We start from the raw sequence: 23217 nt of genomic DNA, 5'->3' as shown, positions 1-23217 counted from the left end.
GGAACGGATTGTGACGATGCGACACGTATCGGGCATTTCGCGGCAAGGACCTCACCGCTGTGCCCGCGGCTACATCGTCCAACACGTCAGTCGTACCAGGGTTTCCGCTGTTACACCCGAAACGAGAACGAGCACGAGACCCGTTCGCGGCTGGCAGGCCTCTCCGCGAGACCATTTCCAAGGCTACGACGGCTTCACCTGCGCGCGCACGACGAGCCTCGAGCCCCCGTGTCGCACCTCGCCGACGCCTGCTAGTCCGCCCCTGCCGCGTCCAGCGGGGGCCGCATCGTCGTTGCCGTCGTCCCCGTCGTTGCCGTGGTGGTCCCGGAGGGCTCGGAGGGCTCGGGGCGCTGCGGCACGAGCAGTGATCCGACGACGCAGATCGCGAGGTTCAGCAGCAGCCCGACGATACCGCCGTGCACCCCGAACACCGACTCCTCGCCGAGGACAGTCATGCCACCCGCGAGCCCGGCACCGGCCAGCATGCCCCAGAACGCGGGCCCCGCCGCCATACGCCGCCAGTACATGCCGAGCACGAAGACAGGCGCCAGCTGGATGAGCAGCTCCATCTTCAGCACGAAAACCTCGACCAGCGTGGCGGGCGGGTTCCATGCCAGCAGCAGCAGGCCCACCACCGCGACCACCCCGGCGACCTTGCCCACGACGACCTGGCGCTGTTCGCTCGTCTTCGGCCGCAGGTACCGGCCGTAGAGGTCGCGCGAGATGATCGAGGAGAAGCTGAGCAGCGCGGAGTCCGCCGTGGACACGATCGCGGCGACGACCCCGCCGAACAGCAGGATCATGGCCACGTAGAACACGGCGTTCAGCGAGCCGACCTCGTTGGCGATCATACCGACGAGCCGCTCGGAGTCCGATTCGGACAGATTGGGGAACAGCCGGATACCGAGCATCCCGATGCAGAACACGACACCGGCGGTGATGAACGGCATCCACACCATCCGCTTGAGCGAGCGCTTGAGCGTGCGTTCGCTGCGCGCCGAGTAGATCCGCTGGATGGCGTGCGGGTACAGGGCGATGCCGATACCCACGAGCAGGATCATCGAGAACCAGTTCACCGACGTCTCCAGCGGTGGAACGGCGATGGCTTCGGGCTCGTTCTGCGCGAGGTACCGGGTCAGGTCGCCTACCGAGCCGCCCGCGAGGTAGAGCGCCCCCACGAGCAGCACCAGAATGCCGACCAGCAGGGCGATGCCCTGCATCACGTCGGTCAGCGCCACCGCTCGCATGCCGCCCATCCAGGAGTAGGCGAGCATGACGACGACGAACACCGTCACGCCGAGTTGGTACGGCACCGTGTCGCCGGTCAGCCCGGCGATCGCGTGGCCCATGGCGATGAGCTGTTCCAGCACGTAGTTCGCCAGCGCCCACAGCATGAGAAACGTGGCCATCAGTGTGACCGGCGTCGACCGGAACCGGAACCGCACCCAGTCGGTCGGGGTGATGAACGAGTGCTTCTTAGCCAGCACGTACAGCCTTGGCGCGAACAGCATGTACCCGGCGATGATGGCGGTGAAGAACGTGACCGACTGCCACCACACGAATCCCTCGCGGTAGGCCTGCGGTGCGTAGCCGACCACCGTGTTGCCGCTGTACTGCGTGGCGTACAGGGTGAAGAAGAGCACCAGCATGCCGAGGTTGCCCCCGGCGAGGTAGTAGCTCTTCATGCTTTCCTTGGCGCCGGGCCGCTTGCGACCCACGGCGAACCCGATGCCCAGCATGATCACGGCGTAACCGAGCAGCACGACGATGCCCGCCGCGCCGCCGAAGGCCAGTCCGTCCACCGCTCAGCGCCCCCGTTCCTCGTCGGCCGGGCCGGCTTCGGCGGCCGCCGCCTCCTCCTCGTCCTCCACCATGTTCCAGTGGGCGGAGATCACCCAGGTCAGATAGCCGCACAGCAGTATCGACGAGCCGATCGCGACGATCGTCCACAACGGCAGCCCGAGCACCACGGGCTCGATCACGCCCGCAGGCAGGTACCAGGGGACGCCCAGCAACAGGATCGCGATCAGCCCGGCCCAGATCCACGGCTTTCCGATCGGCTCGCGAGGTGGTCGCGACGGTGGCAACGGCTGCTGACCTTCGGGCATGGCGGCATCCGAACGGGTGGGTTCCATGGTCGCGGGGAGTCTAAGGTGGAGGCCGCCGGACCGAAAGCCCTTTCCCGGGTCGCGACGTGACCGGTGGGTGATTCACCCCGTTGGCCGAGCGGCTCGGATCGATCTTCCCGGGTTGCGCACGCGGTGAGTGAAGCCCGCGTCACGCGATGCGGCTGAAGCAGGAACCGCGGCACGAGTGGGCTCGAACCGCCGACCTACTCCGCCGCACTCCCCTGTGCCCGCGCATCGTGGCCGACCGGCTGTGCGGTCGTGCTCCGGCCGGCGTGGGGCGTCAGTGCGCCGTGGCCTCGCGCGCCTCCTGCTCGGCGTATTCCTTGAGCGCGGCGAGCGTGGCCTCGATGTTGTGCTGGTTGTGCGCGTCGCGGTCGCGGATGCCGAGCACGAGGCGGTTGACAGCGAGAACGATGATCCGCGGCGTCAGCCGCTGGGTGGTCTCGGTGACACGGCAGCCGGTGCCGGTCGGCTCGATCTCGTAGCGCCACAGCGCCGACGGCGCACCCATGACCTGCACGCGGAAGGCGAACCGCCTGCCGGGCTCGGCTTCCGTCACGACACAGGTGGTGGTCCAGCGCCGCGAACGGTGCTGGTTGACGCCGCGGAACTTCGCACCCACCGCGGGCCCGGTGGCCCCGCCGAGCCACCGGCAGCGGTCGATCTCGGCGGCCCAGCGGCCCTGGCCGGGCACGTCGGACACCAGGCGGTAGACCAGCTCGGGTGGCGCGGCTATCTCCACGGAACTCTGCGCGGTCGGCTGGGGCATCGGTGTCCTCCTCGGCGAATGGTTACTCGCGGGTACCACCGTGCCAGCGAGTGGCACGCCGCGGAAGAGACGCGCGTCACCCAGGCCCGATGTCGGTCGGTCGCGCGAGGCTCACCGCGAGCGAGGCAGCGGCGCGCGATGAGCCTGAACAGCGCGGTGTCCGGGCCCGCGAGTGGCAGGCCCGGACACCGCGATCAGCGGATCAGGCGAGGTCGAACCGGTCGAGGTTCATGACCTTGTCCCACGCGGAGACGAAGTCGCGCACGAACTTCTCCTTCGCGTCGTCGCACGCGTACACCTCGGCGAGGGCCCGCAGTTCGGAGTTCGAGCCGAACACGAGGTCCACCCTGCTGCCGGTCCACTTGACCTGGCCGGTCGCGGGGTCACGGCCCTCGAAGATCTCGGCCTCCGAACCCGGTCCATCGACCGGCTGCCACTGCGTGCCCATGTCGAGCAGGTTCACGAAGAAGTCGTTGGTCAGCGAACCCGGCTTGTCGGTGAAGACGCCGTGGGCGGAGTTGTCGTAGTTGGTGTTCAACGCCCGCAGGCCGCCGACCAGCACCGTCATCTCCGGCGCGCTCAGTGTCAGCAGGTTCGCCTTGTCGACGAGCATGTACTCGGCGGGCAGCGGGGCCGCCTTGCCGACGTAGTTGCGGAACCCGTCGGCCGGCGGCTCGAGGTGGGAGAACGACTCCACGTCGGTCTGCTCCTCCGACGCGTCCGTACGCCCCGGCGTGAACGGCACCTGGATGTCGAATCCCGCGTTCCTCGCGGCCTGCTCGACACCCGCACAGCCGGCCAGCACGATCAGGTCGGCCAGGGAGACCCGCTTGTTGCCGCTCTGCGCGGAGTTGAAGGACTCCTGGACGCCCTCCAGCGTGCGCAGGACCTTGGCCAACTGGTCGGGGTTGTTGACCTCCCAGCTGCGCTGCGGCTCGAGCCGGATCCGCGCGCCGTTGGCGCCGCCGCGCTTGTCGCTGCCGCGGAACGTCGAGGCCGCCGCCCACGCCGTGGACACGAGCTCGGACACCGAAAGGCCCGAGTCGAGGACTCGGCGCTTGAGGTCCGCGATCTCGGCGTCGCCGACCAGTTCGTGGTCCACGGCGGGGATCGGGTCCTGCCAGATCATGATCTCGCTCGGCACCTCGGGGCCGAGGTAGCGCTGGACCGGGCCCATGTCGCGGTGGGTCAGCTTGAACCAGGCGCGGGCGAAGGCGTCCGCGAACTCGTCCGGGTTCTCCATGAAGCGCCGGGAGATCGGCTCGTAGATCGGGTCGACCTTGAGCGCGAGGTCCGTGGTGAGCATGTTCGGCGCGATCTTCTTCGACGCGTCGTACGCGTGCGGGACCGTGCCCTCACCCGCGCCGTCCTTCGGCTTCCACTGCCAGCCGCCACCCGGGCCCTTGTACAGCTCCCACTCGTAACCGAACAGGTTCTCGAAGAAGTTGTTGCTCCACTGTGTCGGCGTGGTGGTCCAGGTGACTTCCAGCCCGCTGGTGATGGCGTCGGCGCCCTTGCCGGTGCCGTAGCTGTTCTTCCAGCCGAAGCCCTGCTCCTCCAGCGGCGCGGCCTCGGGGTCGGGGCCGAGGTAGGAGTCGGGGGCGGCGCCGTGGGTCTTGCCGAAGGTGTGCCCACCCGCGATCAGCGCGACGGTCTCCTCGTCGTTCATCGCCATCCGGCCGAACGTCTCGCGGATGTCACGCGCGGCGGCGACCGGGTCCGGCTTGCCCTCGGGACCCTCCGGGTTCACGTAGATCAGGCCCATGTGCGTGGCGCCCAGCGGGTTCTCGAGGACCCGCTTCTCACCGCCGGAGATGCGCTTGTCGCTGCCGAGCCAGGTGGTCTCGGCACCCCAGTAGACGTCGTCCTCGGGCTCCCAGCCGTCCTCGCGGCCACCGGCGAAGCCGAACGTCTTGAAGCCCATCGACTCCAGCGCGACGTTACCGGCCAGAATCATCAGGTCGGCCCAGGAGATGCTCTTGCCGTACTTCTGCTTCACCGGCCACAGCAGCCTGCGGGCCTTGTCGAGGCTGACGTTGTCCGGCCAGCTGTTCAGCGGGGCGAACCGCTGCTGACCCGATCCCGCGCCGCCGCGGCCGTCGCTGACCCGGTAGGTCCCGGCACTGTGCCAGGCCATGCGGATCATCAGCGGGCCGTAGTTGCCGAAGTCGGCGGGCCACCAGTCCTGGGAGGTGGTCAGCACCTCCTGGATGTCCCGCTTCACGGCGGGCAGGTCGAGGCTGTTGAACGCCTCGGCGTAGTCGAAGTCGGCGTCCATGGGGTTGGACACCGGCTGGTTCTTGGCGAGGATTTTGAGGTTGAGCCGGTTCGGCCACCAGTAGGTGTTGCCGACACCCTGGGTCGGGTGCGGCAGCCGGTCGGCGTGCACGACCGGGCAGCCGCCCGTGGCGGACTCGGTGGTCTCGGACATGGAAATCCCTTCGAACGATCTGTTTGTGCGGTCAGGAACGGGTTGCGGTGGAGCAGGTGGGGCACAGGCCCCAGTAGACGACCTCGGCCTCGTCGATGGCGAAGCCGTGTGTCTGCGACGCGCTGAGACAGGGCGCGCTGCCTACGGCGCAGTCGACATCGGCGATAGCGCCACACGACCGGCACACGACGTGATGGTGGTTGTCCCCCACCCGCGACTCGTAGCGCGCCACGGAGCCGGGCGGCTGGATCCGCCGCAGCAGACCCGCCGCGGTCAGCGCACGCAGCACGTCGTATACGGCCTGGTGAGACACCTCGCCGAGGTTGTCCCGCACGACGCCGATGATCGACTCGGTGTCGGCGTGCGGGTGATCGTGCACCGCGGACAGCACCGCCAAGCGGGGACGCGTCACCCGCAGCGAGACGCCCCGCAGCATCCGCTCGAAGTCCGAGGTCGTGGGCACGGCCCGCAGTCTGCCCTACTTTCTGGAATGAATCAAGAATTAGTCGGGATCGGCTTCGCGTGTCACCCGAAGCGGCGACGGCCGCAGCGCGGCGGGGCACCCCCGGCGCCCACCCACCGCCTCAACCGGGACAACCAGACAGTGCGGGCCGTGTCGCGGCACGCCACGGTCCTGGAGGCCACCCGTAGCGAGGCCAACAGCACCGGCCATCACCGGCGCGTCAGACCGAGAACGCAGGCGGCCGGATCCTCTCACGGTCCGAAGTGGTACCGAACTCGGCCGGTTGGCAAGTGGTCTCGAGCACCGACATCCACAGGTCGCCGTCGGGATCCACCTGGTTGCGACGGCTGGTCATCAGTGACAACGGAACATGCACGAAACGCCGCCGCCAGCGCGCGACGGCGACTTCGGTGCGACCCGCCATGGCGGCGTGCACCGCGGCATGCGCCAGGCGCAGGCAGTAGACGCTGTCGTAGGCGTTGGCGGCGACGCTGCGGATCGCGTAGCTCGGATCGAGGTAACGCATCGTGGGTGTCAGACCGACCGCGGTCAGGTGGGCGTTGATGGTGTCCTTCAGCAACTCGCCGATGTTGCCGAGCTTGACGTTGCCCGAGGCGTCGGTACCGCGACCGTTGTGTTGCGGCAGCCCATACTTCTCGATGAGGTCCTGGCCTGCCCCCTCGGCTACGACGACGACCACGAAGCCCTTGGCCCGCACGTGCTTCTCGACGTGCGCGAGCAGGCCGTCCGGCCCCTCGAGAGCGAAGGGGATCTCGGGGATCAGCACGATGTCGGCGCCGCTGGCCGCCAACGCGGCATAGCTGGCTATGAACCCGGAGTGGCGACCCATCAGCTTCACGATCCCGACCCCGTTCGGGCTGGCCGCGGCTTCGACCCAGACCGATGAGATGAAATCGGTCGCCCGCGCGAACGCGCTCTGAAACCCGAAGGACTGGTCGGTGAAGGGCAGGTCGTTGTCGATCGTCTTCGGCACCCCGATGACCGCGATGTCGAGCCCACGCGCCTTGATCGCCTCGCTGAGGAACGTCGCGGCGCGCATCCCCCCGTCACCACCGATGACGAAAAGCATGTCCACGCCGCGCATGACGAGGCTGTCGACCATTTCGTCGGCGTCCTGGCCGCCGCGTGAGCTGCCAAGGATGGTGCCGCCCACGTTGTGGATATCGCGGACACGATCAGTTGTCAGTTCCACGGTATCGAAACGGTGCTCGGCGGTCAGTCCCTGCAGACCATTGCGGAAACCCAGAATGCGCTCGACCCGGTAGTGCACGGAAAGCTCTTGGACGAGACCACGAATGACGTTGTTGAGGCCGGGGCACAACCCCCCGCAGGTGACGATTCCTGCCGTGACGCGGGCGGGATCGAAATAGATCTTCCTACGGGGCCCCGCGGCTTCGAAGCTCGGCACCTGGCCAGGCGGCAGGCCGTGTTCGGCCAGCATGGAAACGGTGTCCTCGAGCAGGACACGATCGCCCTCGGCAACGTAATGCGGAGATGTCTGCTTGGTGGACAGCATCTCGGAGAACGGCGAATCGTAACGGCACTCACCGAGGTGGCGAACGCGGAGGTCGTCCAGGTGCAGCGTCACCGAATCTCCCTGGTCCTGGTCAGTTGTGATGTCCGCTCTGGGATGGATGCCGCGGAGAACGAGCCTCACGCGGACGAACAAGAGTTCGCGAAGCTATTCGAAGGTCGTGTGTGTTATGTGCCGAATCTGGCCTTTGGAGATCAGCAGCGATTCGGCGGTTGTCCTGCCCGCACACTGGCGTGGCCGTCCGAGCAGGGGTCCTCCGCTGACGCCGGTGGCGACGAAGAAGGCATCGCCGGACACCAGTTCGGCACAGTCGTAGACGCGGTCGAGGGACATACCAGCCGCACGGATGGCGGCCTCCTCCTCGGCACGCTGCGGAGCCAGGCGTCCCAGCATGCCGCCGCCCAGCGCACCGACCGCCGCGGCGGTCATCACACCTTCGGGCGTGCCGCCGACTCCGAGGAGCAGGTCGACGTCGAGCGTCGGCAGGAGCACCGCGAGACTTCCCCCGACATCGCCTCCGGCCGGAGTCTGCACAGCCGCGCCCGCCGCCAGCACGCGCGCGATCAGCTCCTTGTGCCGCGGCTTGTCCATGATGACAACGCGCAGTTCGCCGACCTCCTTGCCGAGCGCCTTGGCGACGTTGGCCAGGGTCCGCTCTGCAGGGTCGTCCAGATCGATGACATCCTTGGCCTGCGCAGGCACCACGATCTTGTCCATGTAGAACCCGGGCCCCGGCGACCACAAGGTTCCCGGCTCGCCGAAAGCTATCGTGGCCAGAGCGCCAGGCAGGTCCTTCGCGCAGAACGAGGTCCCCTCGAGGGGGTCGACGGCGATGTCGAAGTCCGGACCTTGCCCGCTGCCCACGATCTCACCGTTGAACAGCATCGGGGCATCGTCCTTTTCGCCCTCCCCGATGACGACTTTTCCCCGCCCCGGCGCGTCGGCCAACGCCTCGCGCATCGCCTTGGTGGCCGCGGCATCAGCCGCTTTCTGATCGTATCGCCCCACCCAGGCGTAGCTGGCCACCGCGGCGCTGTGGGTGGCCGCCAGCGCCGCAGCCTCCAAGGAATGGATATCGACGCGCGTCCGCGCTGCGACCTCACTCTGACACTGCATCTTCGGCTCCTGTTCCGTTCTGTCGCATCAGGACAGCGCTGGCGATTGGCCACACCCGCGGAAGTTCGCGGCGGCTACTCGAGATTCGCGTGAAGCCGCCACAGCTCGCGGGCCTGGGTCCCGCTGGTCTGCCACAGCGTGTGGAACAGCGCGTCGGTGGTCAGCAGAACGGACTGCTCGAACAGGCTTCCGGCATACTGCACCGAGGTGTTGCCGTCGAAGTCCTGCTTGTCCGCCGCCGGGATGATGAGCACCTCGGTCGCGACCTCGGCCAGCGCCGACTCCGGCGCGGTGGTCAGTGCGATCACATCCGCACCCTGGTCACGGGCGGTCTGCGCCGCCCGCACCACCCGCCTCGTCGACCCGGAGCCCGAAGCCGCCACCAGGACGTCGCGCGGGCCGATTGCCGGAGCGGTCACCTCGCCGACGACATGAGTGGGGAGTCCGAGGTGCATGAACCGCATCGCGGCCATCTGCAGGGCCAGCCCACTGCGCCCGGTGCCGATGGTGAACACCGCGGGCGCCTTGAGCAACAACGCGCCCGCGCGAACCCAGGCCGCAGAGTGCACGGCCGCGCTCACCCTGTCCACCTCCGCGACGACAGCGCGGGTCGCGTCCGAGAAATAGCTGGCATCCAGATTCTTGGGAATCGACTTGGTCAACGAGATCTCCTCCGTTCTCGGGGCGGATGGCGTCGCCGGCCGATTGCCCCGATACGAAACCGGGCGCTCGGTCGTGAAACCCTGGCCGGTCAATCCGAGAAAGCCATCGCGCGGATCGTCGTAGCTCGCTCCGGGCATCTTCGGTGTCGCAAGAACGCCTGCTTCGGCAGGAGTTCCATCGACCGGCAGCGCGGGTAAGCCACTTGGTCCAAATGATTGTCGGCCGGGGTGGTGGCCGGCAAGGCTTACGACATTGACAACCGCTATCCCGTAATTGGAACAGCGAATATTGACGGAGGCATTCCAGCTCGAGCACACCAGCCGGAAAGAAAGAAAGCGGCCCCGGCGTTTCGCCGGGGCCGCTTCGTGCAGGCGCTCGATTCCGGTATCCGCAAGGGCCCTCCGCGTCCGGGCTCGGGCTGCTCGGATACCCCTCCTGCCGCCTGCGGGCGGGCATCAACTCGGCCGTACGGAGTGCACGCTCCTGCGTGCCGCTTCCACCACGGCCTCGGTGGTGATGCCGAACTGGCTGAACAGGGTCTTGAAGTCGGCCGAAGCGCCGAAATGCTCCAACGACACGATCTCGCCCGCCTCGCCCGCGAACCGGTGCCACGGCTGCGCGATACCCGCCTCGACGATCACCCTGGCCCGCACCGACGGGGGAAGTACCTGTTCGCGGTAGGACTGCTCCTGGCGGTCGAACCACTCCACGCACGGCATCGACACGACCCGGGTGGCAATCCCTTCGGACTCGAGGATCTTCCTGGCATCCACCGCGAGCTGGACCTCGGAACCGGTGCCGATCAGCACCACCTCGGGGCTGCCCGAGGACGCCTCGGCGAGTACGTAGCCGCCGCGGGCCACCCCCTCCGCCGAGGTGCCCTCCAGGATCGGCACGTCCTGCCGGGTGAGCGCCAGCCCGGCCGGTCCGCCGGTGTCCTGCAGTACGGCTTTCCAGGCGTGCGCGGTCTCGTTCGCGTCGGCCGGGCGTACCACCGACATCCCGGGAATGGCGCGCAGCGAGGCCAGTTGCTCGACGGGCTGGTGGGTCGGACCGTCCTCGCCGAGCCCGATCGAGTCATGTGTCCACACGTAGACGACCGGCAGCCGCATCAGCGCGGCCAGGCGCACCGCAGGGCGCATGTAGTCGCTGAAGACGAGGAAGGTGCCACCGTACGGTCGGGTTCCGCCGTGCAGCGCGATACCGTTGAGGATCGAACCCATCGCGTGCTCGCGGATACCGAAATGCAGTGTGCGCCCGTAGGGATGGGCCTGCCACGCCTTGGTGGAGATCTCGACCGGGCCGAAGGAGTCAGCACCCTTGATCGTGGTGTTGTTGCTCTCGGCCAGGTCCGCCGATCCGCCCCACAGTTCGGGCAGCACCTCGCCGAGCTTCGCCAGCACCGCGGCCGACGCCTTGCGGGTGGCGACTCCCTTGCCGCCGGGCTCCCAGGTGGGCAGGTCACCTGCCCAGCCCGCGGGCAACTCGCGCGCGCTGATTCGGTCAAGCAGCGCCTTGCGCTCCGGATTGCGCTTCGCCCACGCATCGAACTCGAGTTGCCACTTCTCGCGGTCGGCCCTGCCGCGGTCGGCCACCTCGCGAGCGTGGCGCAGCACCTCGTCGTCGACCTGGAAACTGCGGCCGGGGTCCAGACCGACAGCGCGCTTGACCGCGGCGAGTTCGTCGGCGCCCAGGGCAGCACCGTGCACCTTGCCGGTGTTCATCATGGTCGGCGCCGGGTAACCGATCACGGTGCGCAGCACGATCAGGCTCGGGCGGGCGGTCTCGGCCCTTGCCTGCTCGATCGCGTCCAGAATCCCGGCCACATCCTCACCGCCGTGGACCGTGAGGACGTGCCAGCCATACGATTCGTAGCGTTTGGCGGTGTCCTCCGACAGCGCGATGCGGGTGTCGTCCTCGATGGAGATCTCGTTGCTGTCGTAGATCACCGTGAGGTTGCCGAGCTGCTGGGTTCCCGCCAGCGACGAGGCCTCGGAGGTAACACCTTCCTCGATGTCGCCGTCGGAGGCCAGCACGTAGATCTGGTGGTCGAACACGCTCGTTCCCGGCTCGGCGTCCGGGTCGAGCAGGCCACGCTCGCGGCGGGCCGCCATGGCCATGCCGACCGCGTTGGCCAGCCCCTGGCCCAGTGGGCCGGTGGTGGTCTCCACACCGTTGGTGTGCCCGTACTCGGGGTGGCCTGGGGTCAGCGAACCCCACTTTCGCAAGGCCTTCAGGTCGTCCAGTTCCAGTCCGTAGCCGGAAAGGAACAGCTGGATGTAAAGGGTGAGGCTGGAATGCCCGGCGGAGAGCACGAACCGGTCCCGGCCGATCCACTGGGAGTCGCCCGGGTCGTGCCGCATGACCCGCTGGAACAGCGCGTAGGCGACAGGCGCGAGGCTCATGGCCGTGCCGGGGTGTCCGCTCCCGCAGTGCTCGACCGCGTCCGCAGCCAGCACGCGGGCCGTGTCCACCGCGCGCCGGTCCAGCTCGGTCCAGTCCTCAGGGAGTCGCTTGGTGGTCAAGCGAACAACCTCGTCAGTTGATTCGTCTGCTGCCATGGGCGCGCACTCCTGGTGGTTTCTTCTCGCGAGATTCGGCCGGACATGAATCGTCAGGCGGCGTGTTTTTTGAGTTGTTGGGCGGCGGTGGTGGGGTTGGGGGCGTTGTAGATGGCTCCGCCTGCGACGGCGACGGTGGCGCCTGCGTCGCGGACGGCGGCGATGGTGTCGGTTTTGATGCCGCCCGCGATGGAGAACGGCACTCCGGCCTGGCGGCCGTCCTCGAGCAGGGTGTCGATGGTGTAGCCGGGGCGGGCCTGCTCGTCCAGGCCGGCGTGGATCTCCACGAACGCCACCCCGAGCTTGGCGACCTCCCTGATACGCGCGACCCGGTCCTCGACCACGGTGATCATGTCCGCGACCACCTCCTTGCCGTACTTGCGGCCGGCCGCGACCGCGCCCCGCACGGTGTCGTCGTCGGCCGCGCCCATCACCGTGACCAGATCCGCCCCGGCCTCGAACGCCATCGCCGCCTCCAACTCGCCGGCATCAGCGGTCTTGAGATCGGCGAAAACCAGCTTGTCCGGATGCGCCGCCTTGATCGCGCTGACCGCACCGATCCCCACCGACTTCACCAGCGGCGTGCCCAACTCCAGGATGTCCACGTGCTCGGCCACCTGATGCGCCAACCTCAACGCAGCCGGCAGATCCACAACATCCAACGCAACCTGCAACTTCACGACACACACTCTCCTCTACCGATCACGACGGACACCGTCCGCACCCGCCGACACACCCGAACCAATGAACTCCCACGACAATCACGCACCCACCCAAAACCCAGCAACACCCCACCACATGCAAAACCCCAATCCCCCAATCCACACAACAAATAACCAACCCCCAAACCACCCACCTACGCTGGAATTCGTGTCGAATCAGCCAATGATCGCGCCGTCGATCCTCTCCGCCGACTTCGCCCGACTCGCCGACGAAGTGGCCGCCGTAACCGGAAAACCCGGCCGCGGAGCTGATTGGCTGCACGTCGACGTCATGGACGCGCATTTCGTGCCGAACCTGACCCTCGGACTGCCGGTCGTGAGGTCGCTGCTGGCCAGCACCGACCTGCCGCTCGACTGTCACCTGATGATCGAGAACCCGGATCGCTGGGCGGTCGGTTACGCGGAAGCGGGTTCCTACAACGTCACGGTGCACGTCGAGGCCGCCGACGATCCGGCCATGCTAGCGAAGAACCTAAGGGCGGCGGGCGCGAAGGCGGGGCTGGCGATCAAACCGAACACCCCGCTGGAGCCTTACGTCGACGTGCTCAGCCACTACGACACCCTGTTGGTGATGTCGGTGGAGCCCGGTTTCGGCGGCCAGAAGTTCATCGCCTCGGTCCTCGACAAGGTGCGCCTGGCGCGCAGGATGGTCGACACCGGCCACCTGAACCTGCTCGTGGAGATCGACGGCGGCATCAACACCGAGACCATCGAACAGGCGGCCGAGGCGGGCGTCGACTGCTTCGTGGCAGGCTCAGCCGTCTACGCGGCCGATGACCCGGCGCAGGCGGTGCAGCGGCTGCGCAGCCGGGCGGAGGCCGTTTCCTCGCGACGGCGTTGACGCTCGTGCGCTGTTCCGGCCGGTAGGTCCGAGTTGTCCTGTTAGGCCTGATCCTGCCGCGCACCACGTTCGGCAGGACCAGGCCCGGCGAAGCCTTACACCCCGAGCATGCGGCGAAGCTCGGGAGCGTGTCGCCGCGAAACGGGAACGAACTCGTGGGAACGAGAGTCCATGATCAGGAAGAGCTCCCCCTTGATGCCCCGTTCCAGTTCCGCCACCCGGCGAAGGTTCACCAGGAAGCGTCGATGCACCCGGCGGAACCCGTAGGGCGTCAGCGAACGCTCCACGTTCTCCAGGCCACGGGTGGCGGCTTGAATCCTGCCGCGTTCGGTCATCAGCCAGACGACGTTGCGGTCGGCCTCGGCGTAGCGGATCTCCGACGGCGAGAGCAGCACCAGCCGGTCGTTGCGCATTCCGATCACGCGCCGAGGCAACGAACCTGCCGCCGCTTCCGACGTGCTCTCGAACGGCTCGCCCTCCTGCACCCCGAAGACACAGAGCATGCCCACCACCAGGTTCGAGTCGACGACGGGCCGCATGGTCAACGGAGTTGCCGCCTCCCCCCGGTTCACGGTCAACGTCGCGTAACCGCTCCACTGCGCGGTTCCCCGTGCCCGCTCCTTGGCCCACCGCACCACGTCGGCAAGCCCTGAGATGTCCGGGGTCCAGCGCTGCGCCGGTTCGATCGCACCCGTCACGAGAGGCGTTTCGCCGGTCAACCCGAGCAGCGCGACAGCCGCTTCGTTGGCGGCTATCACGTTTCCCCCACGGTCCATCGCCATGACGGCACCGGCGGCCTGCACGGAGTTCTTGTTGAACTCAGCGATCACCTTGTCCGCCTCGTAGACCGCGCGCCGGTAGATCTCCTGCTCGACGCACGCGACTGCTTTGGTCAGCCACAACGGCACCAGCTCGGAAAGCGGCGCGTTCCATCGCGAGATGTTGATCGACGCGACGGGTGCGCGAGTCACCACGTCGCGGATGGAAATGCCCGCACACGCCCACTGGTGGAACGCTTCGCACCAGTGCTCCGGACCGGTCACCGTCACCGCACCGGACACCTCCAACGATGTCCCCATACCGTTGGTGCCGGTGCACTGCTCCGACCACGACGACCACGGCGCGAGGTTGTGCAACTCAGCCCGCCGCTGCGTGGAGGGGTCGCCCCACAGCCCGAGCACGCGCCCACCGCCGTCGGTGACGGTGACAACGGCACCGTCGCGTTCCACTTGCTGGCCTGCCAGTGCGCCGAGGCTGCCGAGCGCGGTGAAGATCACGTCGTTGTCGACCCGCTGGACGTCGCCACCGGCTCCCGGTGCGGCGTCCAACGATCGGTCCACTTCGTACCGATCTCGGCACCGGTACCACGAAGCCAGGATCTCGGGCCGGACGCCCGTTTCCACATCTTCTCCCGCGGCGAAGCTTTCCCAGGCCCTGGCTACTTCTCTGGCCGATGACGTAGTCACAAGCGAACCACTCACCACGTGGTCACCTCCGCTGTGCCTACTCGGTGCGATCGCCAGCGGTGGTACGCTCCCGGTCATCGCAACCTCCTCACGGCCTGACGCGCCGGGGTTTCCGGAACCTCCGGGCAGTGACAGAACTACGAAAAATACTTGATGTGACACGACATTTCAAGACATGTCCGTGTCGGCCGACCACACGCTTGTAGACAAACATCATCGGCTTGTCGAGCCCGGGCAGCCGCGGCAAAGACGACCGCCCATGAGCAGTTGGCCACCGCTCGTCGCCGTTTCACGTCCGTTCGTACGTTCTTCGTCAGCGGTCATCCCACTCTGCTTGCCCTTGGAACAACGGAACGCTTAGCCTGCCTCGGCGGCCGCGCGACGCGGCCCGATACGTCAAACGGCACACAGCGGCAGCGGCACCAGACCTGCGCGTGCCGGCCGGGTTGGCAGTAGACCAAAGGCGGTCTCATATGGCACAGGTACGCCGGCTCGACGCAACCTCACGCAACGACGGCGAAGCCTCCGTGTACGGGGCATGGGAGCGGTTCGTGCGGGGCGAGGACGACCTCCGCGGCGTGCGACCCGAGATAGCGATTTCCTGGCAGCGGTGTCGGGACCAGTATCGGGTCGACCCCCACCTTGTCGAGGCACCGGTCGCCGTGGCGAAGGTCGACCACGCGCTGGAGCACGACGTCGTGATCGCCGAACTCGGATTCCGCGCCGCCTCGCTGGAACACGAGGTCAGCAATCTCGGCGGCATCGTCACCATCACCGACGCCTCCGGCCGCGTACTGGCTCAGTGGGGAGACCAGGCCACGCGCAACGTCGCCGCCAAGGCCAACCTGGCACCGTGGTTCTGCTGGGCCGAGGGCGCCACCGGGACGAACGGCATGGGTACCGCGCTGATGTCCTACACCCCCGTGTTGATCCGCCGTGCCGAACACTGGTGTCACGCATTCCACGACTGGACGTGCGCCGGTGTGGCGGTACGGGACGTGGTGACCAGGGAACCGGTCGCGGTACTCAACATCTCGTGCTGGCGTAGCGAGCTTCCCGCGACTGTGGGTACCTGGCTGGGCAACGCCGCCAAGCTGACACAGCGGACCCTGCGACTGCGCGCAAGGGACGACGGTGCCGAGCTGATGGCGGCCTTCAACCACGCGAGGTCGCGCTCGAGCGTGGCGCTCGCGGCCGTGGATCCGGCGGGCCGGGTGGTACTCGCCGACGACACCGCGGGCGTGCTGCTCGGCATCCCGGGCTCCACCCCCGCGCCAGACCCCGCGGTGCGGTGGAAACCGGAACTGCCGGAGTTCATCAGGGCCGCCCAGTATGCCGCCAAGCAAGCGGCGCGCAATCCCGACTGGGTCGGCTCGACGCAGATCTTCACCCGGCTGGCCAACGAACCGACGTCGATCAGCTTCCAGCCCGTGTTCCTGTCCGGGCACCTGGTTGGCAACGTCGTCGCCTTCGGCGTGTCCGAGGGCGATCCACTACCTCGCGCGGGAGGCGACGTTCCGCTTCGCGCCCAACCCCGCCGAATGGTCGCGACGCGTGAGAATCGTATGGTGCTGCTGCGGCTGCCTGAAGTGTCCTTCGCGCAGTCGGACGGCAACGACGTATGGCTTTTCACCGACCAGGGCAGGTTGCGATCCGCATCGCCGGGCCTCGACAGGCTCGAGGCCGAGCTGAGCGATTCCGGTTTCCTGCGGGTACATCGCCAGTACGTGGTGAACCTGAGCCGAATCCAGGAGGTCGAGCGTCGGTTCAAGGGCGAGCTGTTCCTGGTGATGGACGACGAGGCCAAGACGATGGTGCCGGTTTCCCGGCGCAACACCCCGGCTGTGCGCCGAGCGCTGGAGATCTGACCCGGCAGCAGCCACTGCCACGGCCGGCGCCCGTGCGATCTGCTGCTGACGGGCCCACTCGGTGTGCGGCGGTTCGAGGGCGTTCAGCCCCGATACCTGTGCACGTCGCAAACGCAGTACATCAGACGGCAGCTGAAGCATGCGGGCTTGTCGACACAGGTGATACACGGTCCACAGTGGATCGGCTCGGTGTGGCGGGAGATATCGCCTGCCTCGTAGGCCTCCCCGCAGTACAGGCACGGCAGCCCTTCGAGTCCGTTGCCCTGCGGGGGAACCGGCGGCTGGTTCATCACATCACCTGCTGCTTCCTTCGATCTTCCCGACAACCGAGGTGCACCCGGAATAGCTACCAGGGTGAAGGTCGAAACACCCGCCGTCCGCGGGTCCGCGGGACGGCGCGCAAAGCGGGCGGACCGGTGGTCGAGGCGTCGCAAGGACACCCCGACCACCGGTCCGGTGGAAAGTCAGCACCACGTCAGTGGCACTTCGCCGTCACAGCGAGAACGTGATCAGCGAGGCACCGTGGCCCTGCCCTGACAGGCCGGGGACGATGCCTTCGAGCCAGCCACCCCAGCCGACCGGCACCGAGATGTACTGCTTGCCATCGACAGAGTAGGTACTCGGGCTGCTGTGGTGACCGCTGCCGCACTGGAAGCTCCAGAGCTTCTCTCCGGTCTCGGCGTGCAGCGCCATGAACTCGCCCGCAGGCGTGCCCGCGAACACCAGGTTCCCCGCGGTGCTGAGTGTCGAGGCGGCCATCGGCATGTTGTTGAGCCGGTAGCGCCACTTCTCCTCACCGTGGGAGTCGAACGCGCTCACCGACCCGGCCATGTTGTCGATGTCGACCTCGACGGCGGCACCCCAGTAGGGCATGCCTTCCTTGAACTCGCGACGACGCCGGGTGGCAGTGGCACCCACGTCGGCCACCGGAACGTAGAACAGATCGTGGTCGGGGTTGTACGACGCGTGCGTCCACTCCTTGGCGCCGGCAGGGCCTGGGAAGAAGTGGCAGGGCTCGCCTTCCTTGTCCGGGTACTTCCGCGGCGTCACCTTGCCGTCACGGGTGATGACGCCCCAGTCGATCCTGTCGACGAAAGGTGTGACGTGCTGGAGTTCGCCGTTGGTGCGGTCAAGCACGAACATGTACCCGTTCTTGTCGAAGTGGGCCAGCAGCTTCTTGCCGTCCCGCTCGAACAGGGTCATCTCCATGGTGGAGTCGTAGTCCCACAGATCGTGCGGGGTGAACTGGTAGTGCCACTTGATCTCGCCGGTGTCGACGTCCACCGCGACCACGCTGTCGGTGTAGAGGTTGTCCCCCTCACGGACCTCGCCGTCGAAGTCGGGAGCCGGGTTGCCGGTACCCGCGTAGTAGAGGTTCAACTCCGGGTCGTAGGTACCGGTGACCCAGTGGTTGGCGCCTCCGCGCTGCCAGGCCTCACCGTCGGCGGGCCAGGTCTCCGAACCGGGCTCACCCGGCTTCGGCACGGTGTAGGTGCGCCAGCGCTGCTCGCCGGTCTCCAGGTCCCAGCAGTCGATGTGACCGCGAACGCCGTACTCACCACCGGCGGAACCGGTGATGATCGTGTCCTTGACGACCAGCGGAGCGATCGAAGCACTCTCGCCCGCCCGCACGTCACCGATGGTCTTCTGCCACACCTTGCGGCCGTTGGTGGCGTCGATCGCCAGCAGCTGGGCGTTCTGGGTCACCATGTAGACCTTGCCGTTGGCCACCGCGCAACCACGGTTGACGTTGGCGCAGCACAGCGTCACGTCGAAGGGGACCGCGTGCTTGTACCGCCACAGCTGCTCACCGGTCGTCGCGTCGAGCGCCCACAGCCAGCCGTCCCAGCCGGTGACGAACATGACGCCGTCGACGACCAACGGGCAGGCCTCGAACGCGTAGGTCGAGGTGGAGGCGATCAGGCCGGTAGCGCTGGCCTGATGAATCCAGGCGACCTTCAGGTTCTTGACGTTGTCGACGTTGATCTGGTCGAGCAGGCTGTGCCGCTTGCCGTCGTAGTCGCCGTAGTAGGTGATCCAGTTCTGCGATTCGCTGCGCGCCCGGAGGATGCGCTCGTAGTTCACGCCGCGGGTTACGTCAGGGGCCCTGTGCGGCAGGTTGGAGAGCTCGCTGTGGTTGAACGCCTCGCCGGCGTCGACGTATTCGACAGTCATGGTGGGTATTCCCTTCCTACGGCCGCGGCTGCGCGGGCCGGTCGAGTTTGGCCTCCGGCGGCACCTCGCCGCCCACGACGATGGCCGCGGTCAGTCCCCTGCCCTCGTCGTTGCCTGCGGGCGAGCCGTACCAGTAGCAACCGGGACCGTCCAGTTCGAGCGTCGCGCGGCCCTTCGAGTGGTTCAACAGACCGATGAACTGCCTTTCGCCGTTACTGGGCAGCAGGCAGGCATGGGTGTTCTTGTCGTCGTTGATGATCGTCAGCTCGACCTTGCCGCCGTGCGGCAGGATCAGGATCGCCGGATCCCACATCATCGCGTCCTCCGGGATCCGGATGGTCGCTTCCATCGTCCCGTCAGGCCGCTCGGTCGCCTTGCCGATCGAACCGGTCCCGAGCACGGCACCAATGGTCGCCCTGTTCTGTCCGGAGAGTTCGGCCAGGAGTTCCTCTCGTTCCTCGGCAATCGTCATCGGACTTCACCTCCTCGTCAGCAAAAAGATCAGGTTCTTGGCGGATTCACGGATCACATCACCCAAAGAGATCGTCGGCGTAGCGTAAGACAAATCGCATACCCTCAAAAACGCTACGCCACAGCCGATCCTGCCCTGGCGCACCAATTACAGGTGCCGAACTGTCCCGCATTTCACGGCTGAGCCTGTAACGACTTTGTACCCTACACCCGGGAAAGCCCTTCCGATATCCTTCGCCACCGACCGGCCCGACCCCACCGTTCCTCCGGCAACAGCTACCGTTCGTGCAACCCGGCGCGTGGCGGCACACCCTGCACGCCGCCGGATCACCGGCGCCAACCGCCTCGAAACGGTCGTGCGAGTGTGGCTGATGTCGTTGCTACGGCGACGTTTTGGTCGAAACGCGCGGTGTGATCGGGACGCCTGCCCACACCCGCGACCGCGGGCACGCGCCGCAGCGATCACAGCAGGAGCCGTGCCGCGGCACGGTTTCGCGATCCGGCCACACACCACGGCAGGATTGCCCCGGCGCGCAGCGTTTCGGTGAACCGGAATCCGCACAGCGGAAAACGTCCTGGTGTCCGAGCGCGGCTGGGGTATCAGCGCAGATCGAAACGGTCGAGTTCCATGACCTTCACCCACGCAGCGACAAAGTCCCGGACGAACTTCTCGGCCGCGTCCTCGCCTGCGTAGAACTCCGAAAGCGACCTCAGTTCCGAGTTCGAACCGAAGACGAGGTCGACCCGACTCGCGGTCCACTTCACCTCGCCGGTGCCCCGGTCGCGGCCCTCGTAGCCTGCCCGCCAGCTGTCCGCGTCCTGTATCGGCGCCCACTGCGTTCCCATGTCCAGCAGGTTGACGAAGAAGTCGTTCGTCAGCGACCCCGGCTGCGAGGTCAACACGCCCATCGAGGAACCTCCGTGGTTGGCTCCGAGCACCCGCAGCCCCGCGATCAGCACGGTCAACTCGGGCGCGCTCAGGGTCAGCAGGGCCGCGCGGTCGATCAGCAGGTGCTCCGGCGGCATCCGGACACCGTTGCCCAGGTAATTGCGGAAGCCGTCCGCCGCGGGCTGCAACGCGTCGAACCACTCGACGTCGGTCCATTCCTGGGTCGCGTCGGTGCGCCCCGGCCGGAACGCGACATCGACCTCGTGGCCACCGGCCGCGGCGGCGTGCTCCACCGCGGCGCAGCCACCGAGCACGATCAAGTCGGCCATCGAGATCCGCTTGTCCCCCTGTTGGGAGGCATTGAATCGCTGCTGGATCCGCTCCAGCGCGGGCAGGACGGCAGCCAGCTGCTCAGGCTCGTTGACCGGCCAGCTGCGCTGCGGTTCCAGCCGGATCCGCGCTCCGTTCGCCCCGCCGCGCTTGTCGCTGTCGCGGTACGTCGAAGCCGACGCCCACGCCGTCGAGACCAGCTGCGCGACCGTCAGACCCGATCCGAGGATCTCGCGTTTGAGGGCGGCGACGTCCTCGGCGTCCACGAGTTCGTGATCCACCTCCGGCACCGGGTCCTGCCAACTGAACCGTTCGGCCGGGACGAGCGGACCCAGGTAACGCTGGATCGGGCCCATATCCAGGTGCGTCAGCTTGAACCAGGCCCGTGCGAAGGCGTCCTCGAACTGGTCGGGGTGCTCCAGGAACCGCCGTGAGATCGACTCGTAGACCGGGTCCTGCTGCAACGAAAGGTCCGTGGTGAGCATGACCGGGTGGTGCTTCCTGTCCGGGTCGAAGGGGTCCGGCACGGTGCCCTCGCCCTGGCCGTCGCTCGGGATCCACTGCCACAGACCAGCCGGGCTGAGCTCGACGTCCCACTTGTACTGAAACAGCGTCTCGAGGAACGTGTGATCCCACGTGACGGGCGTTCGCGTCCACATCCCTTCCAGCCCGCTGGTGGTGGTGTCGGCACCCCTGCCGGTTCCGTGTGCGTTCGCCCAGCCCAATCCCTGCGCGGTGAGCGCAGCGGCCTCGGGTTCGTGCCCGAGGTGCACGGCCGGGTCCAGCAGCCCGTGGGTCTTGCCGAACGTGTGACCGCCCGCGATCAACGCGACGGTCTCTTCGTCGTTCATGCCCATCCGCCGAAACGTCTGACGGATGTCGCGGGCCGCGAGCACCGGATCGGGGTTGGTCGCCGGACCCTGCGGGTCGACGTAGATCAACCCCATATCGGTGGCCGCCAGCGGCTCTTCGAGGTCACGAGTACCGCTGTGCCGTTCGTCGGCCAGCCATTTGCGCTCCGGTCCCCAGTAGGTCTGGTCGGGCTCCCACACCTCGGCACGACCGCCGCCGAACCCGAGGGTCTTGAAGCCCATCGACTCCAGAGCACGGTTGCCTGCGTAAACCATCAGGTCTGGCCAGGAGATGCTGCGCCCGTACTTCTGCTTCACCGGCCACAGCAGCCGGCGCGCCTTGTCCAGGTTGCGGTTGTCCGGCCAGCTGTTCACCGGCGCGAAGCGTTGCATCCCGGCACTGGCACCGCCTCGGCCGTCGCCGACGCGGTAGGTACCCGCGGCGTGCCAGGCCATGCGAAGCACGAGGGGACCGTAGTGACCGAAGTCGGCAGGCCACCAGTCCTGCGATGTCGTCAACACCTCGTCGATATCGCGGGCCAGTTCGTCGAGATCCAGAGTCTCGAACTGGGCGGCGTAGTCGAACTCCGCGCCCAACGGGTCGGCGCTACGGTGCCCGGGCAGGACCCTCAGGTCGAGCCGGTGCGGCCACCAGTCGTTGACGTCGCCGCTCGCTGCCGGATGGTTGCGCCGCCGAGCAGGCTTCGTCTCACGCAGCACCTTGTCGTAGGTGCGGTAGACGTGGGTATCGGGATTCTCGGGCATTGGCGTCCTCCCAGGTGTTGCCGAGCCTGAGACATCGAGCACCTGGGCGCATTGCACCGGCGAGACCGGCCCTGCGCGTCCTTCCGGCCGCCCGTGACCGGTACGATTCGCCCTTGTCGCGGGAGCTCGGCCTCACGGATCCGGCTCGGGTCAAGCATACAACGGCGCCCGCCGATCACTCGAAAACCAGTGGTAGCAGGATCGCGGCGCCGAAAAGCGAGACACCGCAGAGCAGGTCGGCACGGATGCGGATGACCCTGGCGGCCATCTGCCCGACGAAGAGCCCGACGAACGACATGACCATCGTCATGATCCCGAACGCCAGCATCGGGACGATGATGGAGAATCCGGCGATTCCCAGACCTGCGCCGGCGACGAAGTTGTCGATGCTCAACGAAAGGGGCATGCCGAAGAGCGTCACCCACGGATGGTCGAGGTCCTCCTCCGTCGGTTTCGGGTTTCGGATCGCTCCGACGATGAAGTAGATACCGTAGAGCCCCAGCGCCACTGCCCCGATGTATTCCGCCCAGTCCCCGAGGAAGTCACCGAGGAAGTGGCCGATCAACCCGCCCAACAGCGGGCTCAGCGCATCCCAAACTCCGAAGACGACAGCGACCTGCAGGGCACGGCGCCAACCGAAAGGGATCGTCCCGATAGCGATCGACGAGCGAAAGTTGTCAAGGCTGAGACCGAAAGCCAGCGCCAACAGCGGAATGAGTTCGAGCGACACCTGAAGCACCTCGAAAAATAGCCAAGGTTCACCGGGGAGGAAGGCGTGAAAATGGGTCGGTTATCGATCGACGTCGCTCGCGCGCGTACTCGGCGACCAACCGATGAATCGCCACGCGCGGCGTATCGGCCGGCCACCCTGCCGACTCCCGTGATTCCACGAAACCGATCGCGAGCGTGCGCTCATTACCGCGAAATCAGGTACGGCCCGCAGCCGAGCGCCGTCGAAACCCATTTTCGGCGTGTGACGCAAGGCCCCTGCGCGATCGATTCACTCGGCCCGAAGCCTTGCGTCAACGCCAAACGTAGTCTTTTCGAGGTTTTCGTGGACCCCCCGCGACTACGCCGAATCCAGCAACACGAGCCCTCGAGCCCGACTGTCAGCCCCGGTAGAAGTAGCCGGTGGCCTCAGCGCACACCTCG

At 67.2% G+C, this 23217-nt stretch carries 17 protein-coding genes; 2 read left to right on the top strand and 15 right to left on the bottom strand.

Annotated features, from left to right (window positions below; genetic code table 11):
* Positions 1 to 251: 251 nt before the first annotated feature.
* The 10 genes from SACMADRAFT_RS11690 to hxlA form a co-directional block, all read right to left on the bottom strand.
* Entirely contained in the window at positions 252 to 1802 is a 1551-nt protein-coding gene (locus SACMADRAFT_RS11690) for a sodium:solute symporter family protein (RefSeq protein WP_009154026.1), read from the bottom strand.
* 3 nt (positions 1803 to 1805) lie between these two features.
* Complete coding sequence (locus tag SACMADRAFT_RS11685; RefSeq protein ID WP_157617237.1) at positions 1806 to 2135, bottom strand: hypothetical protein; 330 nt, start codon at positions 2133 to 2135, stop codon at positions 1806 to 1808.
* Between the two features lie 274 nt (positions 2136 to 2409).
* Complete coding sequence (locus SACMADRAFT_RS11680) at positions 2410 to 2898, bottom strand: SRPBCC family protein (protein ID WP_009154024.1); 489 nt, start codon at positions 2896 to 2898, stop codon at positions 2410 to 2412.
* A gap of 202 nt (positions 2899 to 3100) precedes the next feature.
* Positions 3101 to 5329, bottom strand: a complete 2229-nt coding sequence (katG, locus tag SACMADRAFT_RS11675) for a catalase/peroxidase HPI (protein ID WP_009154023.1) — start codon at positions 5327 to 5329, stop codon at positions 3101 to 3103.
* A gap of 31 nt (positions 5330 to 5360) precedes the next feature.
* Complete coding sequence (locus tag SACMADRAFT_RS11670; protein ID WP_009154022.1) at positions 5361 to 5792, bottom strand: Fur family transcriptional regulator; 432 nt, start codon at positions 5790 to 5792, stop codon at positions 5361 to 5363.
* Positions 5793 to 6012: 220 nt separating this feature from the next.
* Positions 6013 to 7401 (bottom strand): ATP-dependent 6-phosphofructokinase, encoded by a 1389-nt coding sequence (locus SACMADRAFT_RS11665; protein ID WP_009154021.1) that lies wholly within the window; start codon positions 7399 to 7401, stop codon positions 6013 to 6015.
* Positions 7402 to 7494: 93 nt separating this feature from the next.
* The gene (glpX, locus tag SACMADRAFT_RS11660; protein ID WP_009154020.1) at positions 7495 to 8463 is read right to left on the bottom strand and encodes a class II fructose-bisphosphatase; all 969 of its coding nucleotides are present in this window, start codon (positions 8461 to 8463) and stop codon (positions 7495 to 7497) included.
* A gap of 74 nt (positions 8464 to 8537) precedes the next feature.
* Positions 8538 to 9125: a 6-phospho-3-hexuloisomerase gene (gene hxlB, locus SACMADRAFT_RS11655; RefSeq protein WP_009154019.1), complete on the bottom strand. Its 588-nt coding sequence runs from the start codon at positions 9123 to 9125 to the stop codon at positions 8538 to 8540.
* 456 nt (positions 9126 to 9581) lie between these two features.
* Positions 9582 to 11687, bottom strand: coding sequence for a transketolase (gene tkt / locus SACMADRAFT_RS11650; protein ID WP_009154018.1), 2106 nt, complete (start codon positions 11685 to 11687; stop codon positions 9582 to 9584).
* A gap of 53 nt (positions 11688 to 11740) precedes the next feature.
* Positions 11741 to 12367 carry a 3-hexulose-6-phosphate synthase gene (hxlA, locus tag SACMADRAFT_RS11645; protein ID WP_009154017.1) on the bottom strand — a complete coding sequence of 209 codons (627 nt, stop codon included), beginning with the start codon at positions 12365 to 12367 and terminating at the stop codon, positions 11741 to 11743.
* A 205-nt stretch (positions 12368 to 12572) separates the two neighbouring features.
* Here hxlA and rpe point away from each other — a divergent pair, with 205 nt between their 5' ends.
* Positions 12573 to 13250: a ribulose-phosphate 3-epimerase gene (rpe, locus tag SACMADRAFT_RS11640; protein ID WP_009154016.1), complete on the top strand. Its 678-nt coding sequence runs from the start codon at positions 12573 to 12575 to the stop codon at positions 13248 to 13250.
* A 95-nt stretch (positions 13251 to 13345) separates the two neighbouring features.
* Here rpe and SACMADRAFT_RS11635 read toward each other — a convergent pair whose 3' ends face one another.
* Complete coding sequence (locus SACMADRAFT_RS11635; protein WP_232285576.1) at positions 13346 to 14590, bottom strand: DNA-binding protein; 1245 nt, start codon at positions 14588 to 14590, stop codon at positions 13346 to 13348.
* 599 nt (positions 14591 to 15189) lie between these two features.
* On the opposite strand from SACMADRAFT_RS11635, the gene SACMADRAFT_RS11630 reads away from it, so the two are divergent.
* Complete coding sequence (locus tag SACMADRAFT_RS11630; RefSeq protein ID WP_009154014.1) at positions 15190 to 16584, top strand: DNA-binding protein; 1395 nt, start codon at positions 15190 to 15192, stop codon at positions 16582 to 16584.
* 492 nt (positions 16585 to 17076) lie between these two features.
* Here SACMADRAFT_RS11630 and SACMADRAFT_RS11625 read toward each other — a convergent pair whose 3' ends face one another.
* The 4 genes from SACMADRAFT_RS11625 to SACMADRAFT_RS11610 form a co-directional block, all read right to left on the bottom strand.
* Entirely contained in the window at positions 17077 to 18759 is a 1683-nt protein-coding gene (locus tag SACMADRAFT_RS11625; RefSeq protein WP_009154012.1) for a PQQ-dependent dehydrogenase, methanol/ethanol family, read from the bottom strand.
* Positions 18760 to 18775: 16 nt separating this feature from the next.
* Positions 18776 to 19231: an MSMEG_3727 family PQQ-associated protein gene (locus SACMADRAFT_RS11620; RefSeq protein ID WP_009154011.1), complete on the bottom strand. Its 456-nt coding sequence runs from the start codon at positions 19229 to 19231 to the stop codon at positions 18776 to 18778.
* A 599-nt stretch (positions 19232 to 19830) separates the two neighbouring features.
* Positions 19831 to 22065 carry a catalase/peroxidase HPI gene (katG, locus tag SACMADRAFT_RS11615; protein WP_009154010.1) on the bottom strand — a complete coding sequence of 745 codons (2235 nt, stop codon included), beginning with the start codon at positions 22063 to 22065 and terminating at the stop codon, positions 19831 to 19833.
* Between the two features lie 175 nt (positions 22066 to 22240).
* Positions 22241 to 22795: a manganese efflux pump MntP gene (locus SACMADRAFT_RS11610; RefSeq protein WP_009154009.1), complete on the bottom strand. Its 555-nt coding sequence runs from the start codon at positions 22793 to 22795 to the stop codon at positions 22241 to 22243.
* Positions 22796 to 23217: the final 422 nt, after the last annotated feature.

It is taken from the genome of Saccharomonospora marina XMU15, from assembly GCF_000244955.1.
Taxonomy (GTDB): Bacteria; Actinomycetota; Actinomycetes; order Mycobacteriales; family Pseudonocardiaceae; genus Saccharomonospora_A; species Saccharomonospora_A marina.
This window is presented reverse-complemented; position numbering and strand designations above follow the sequence as displayed.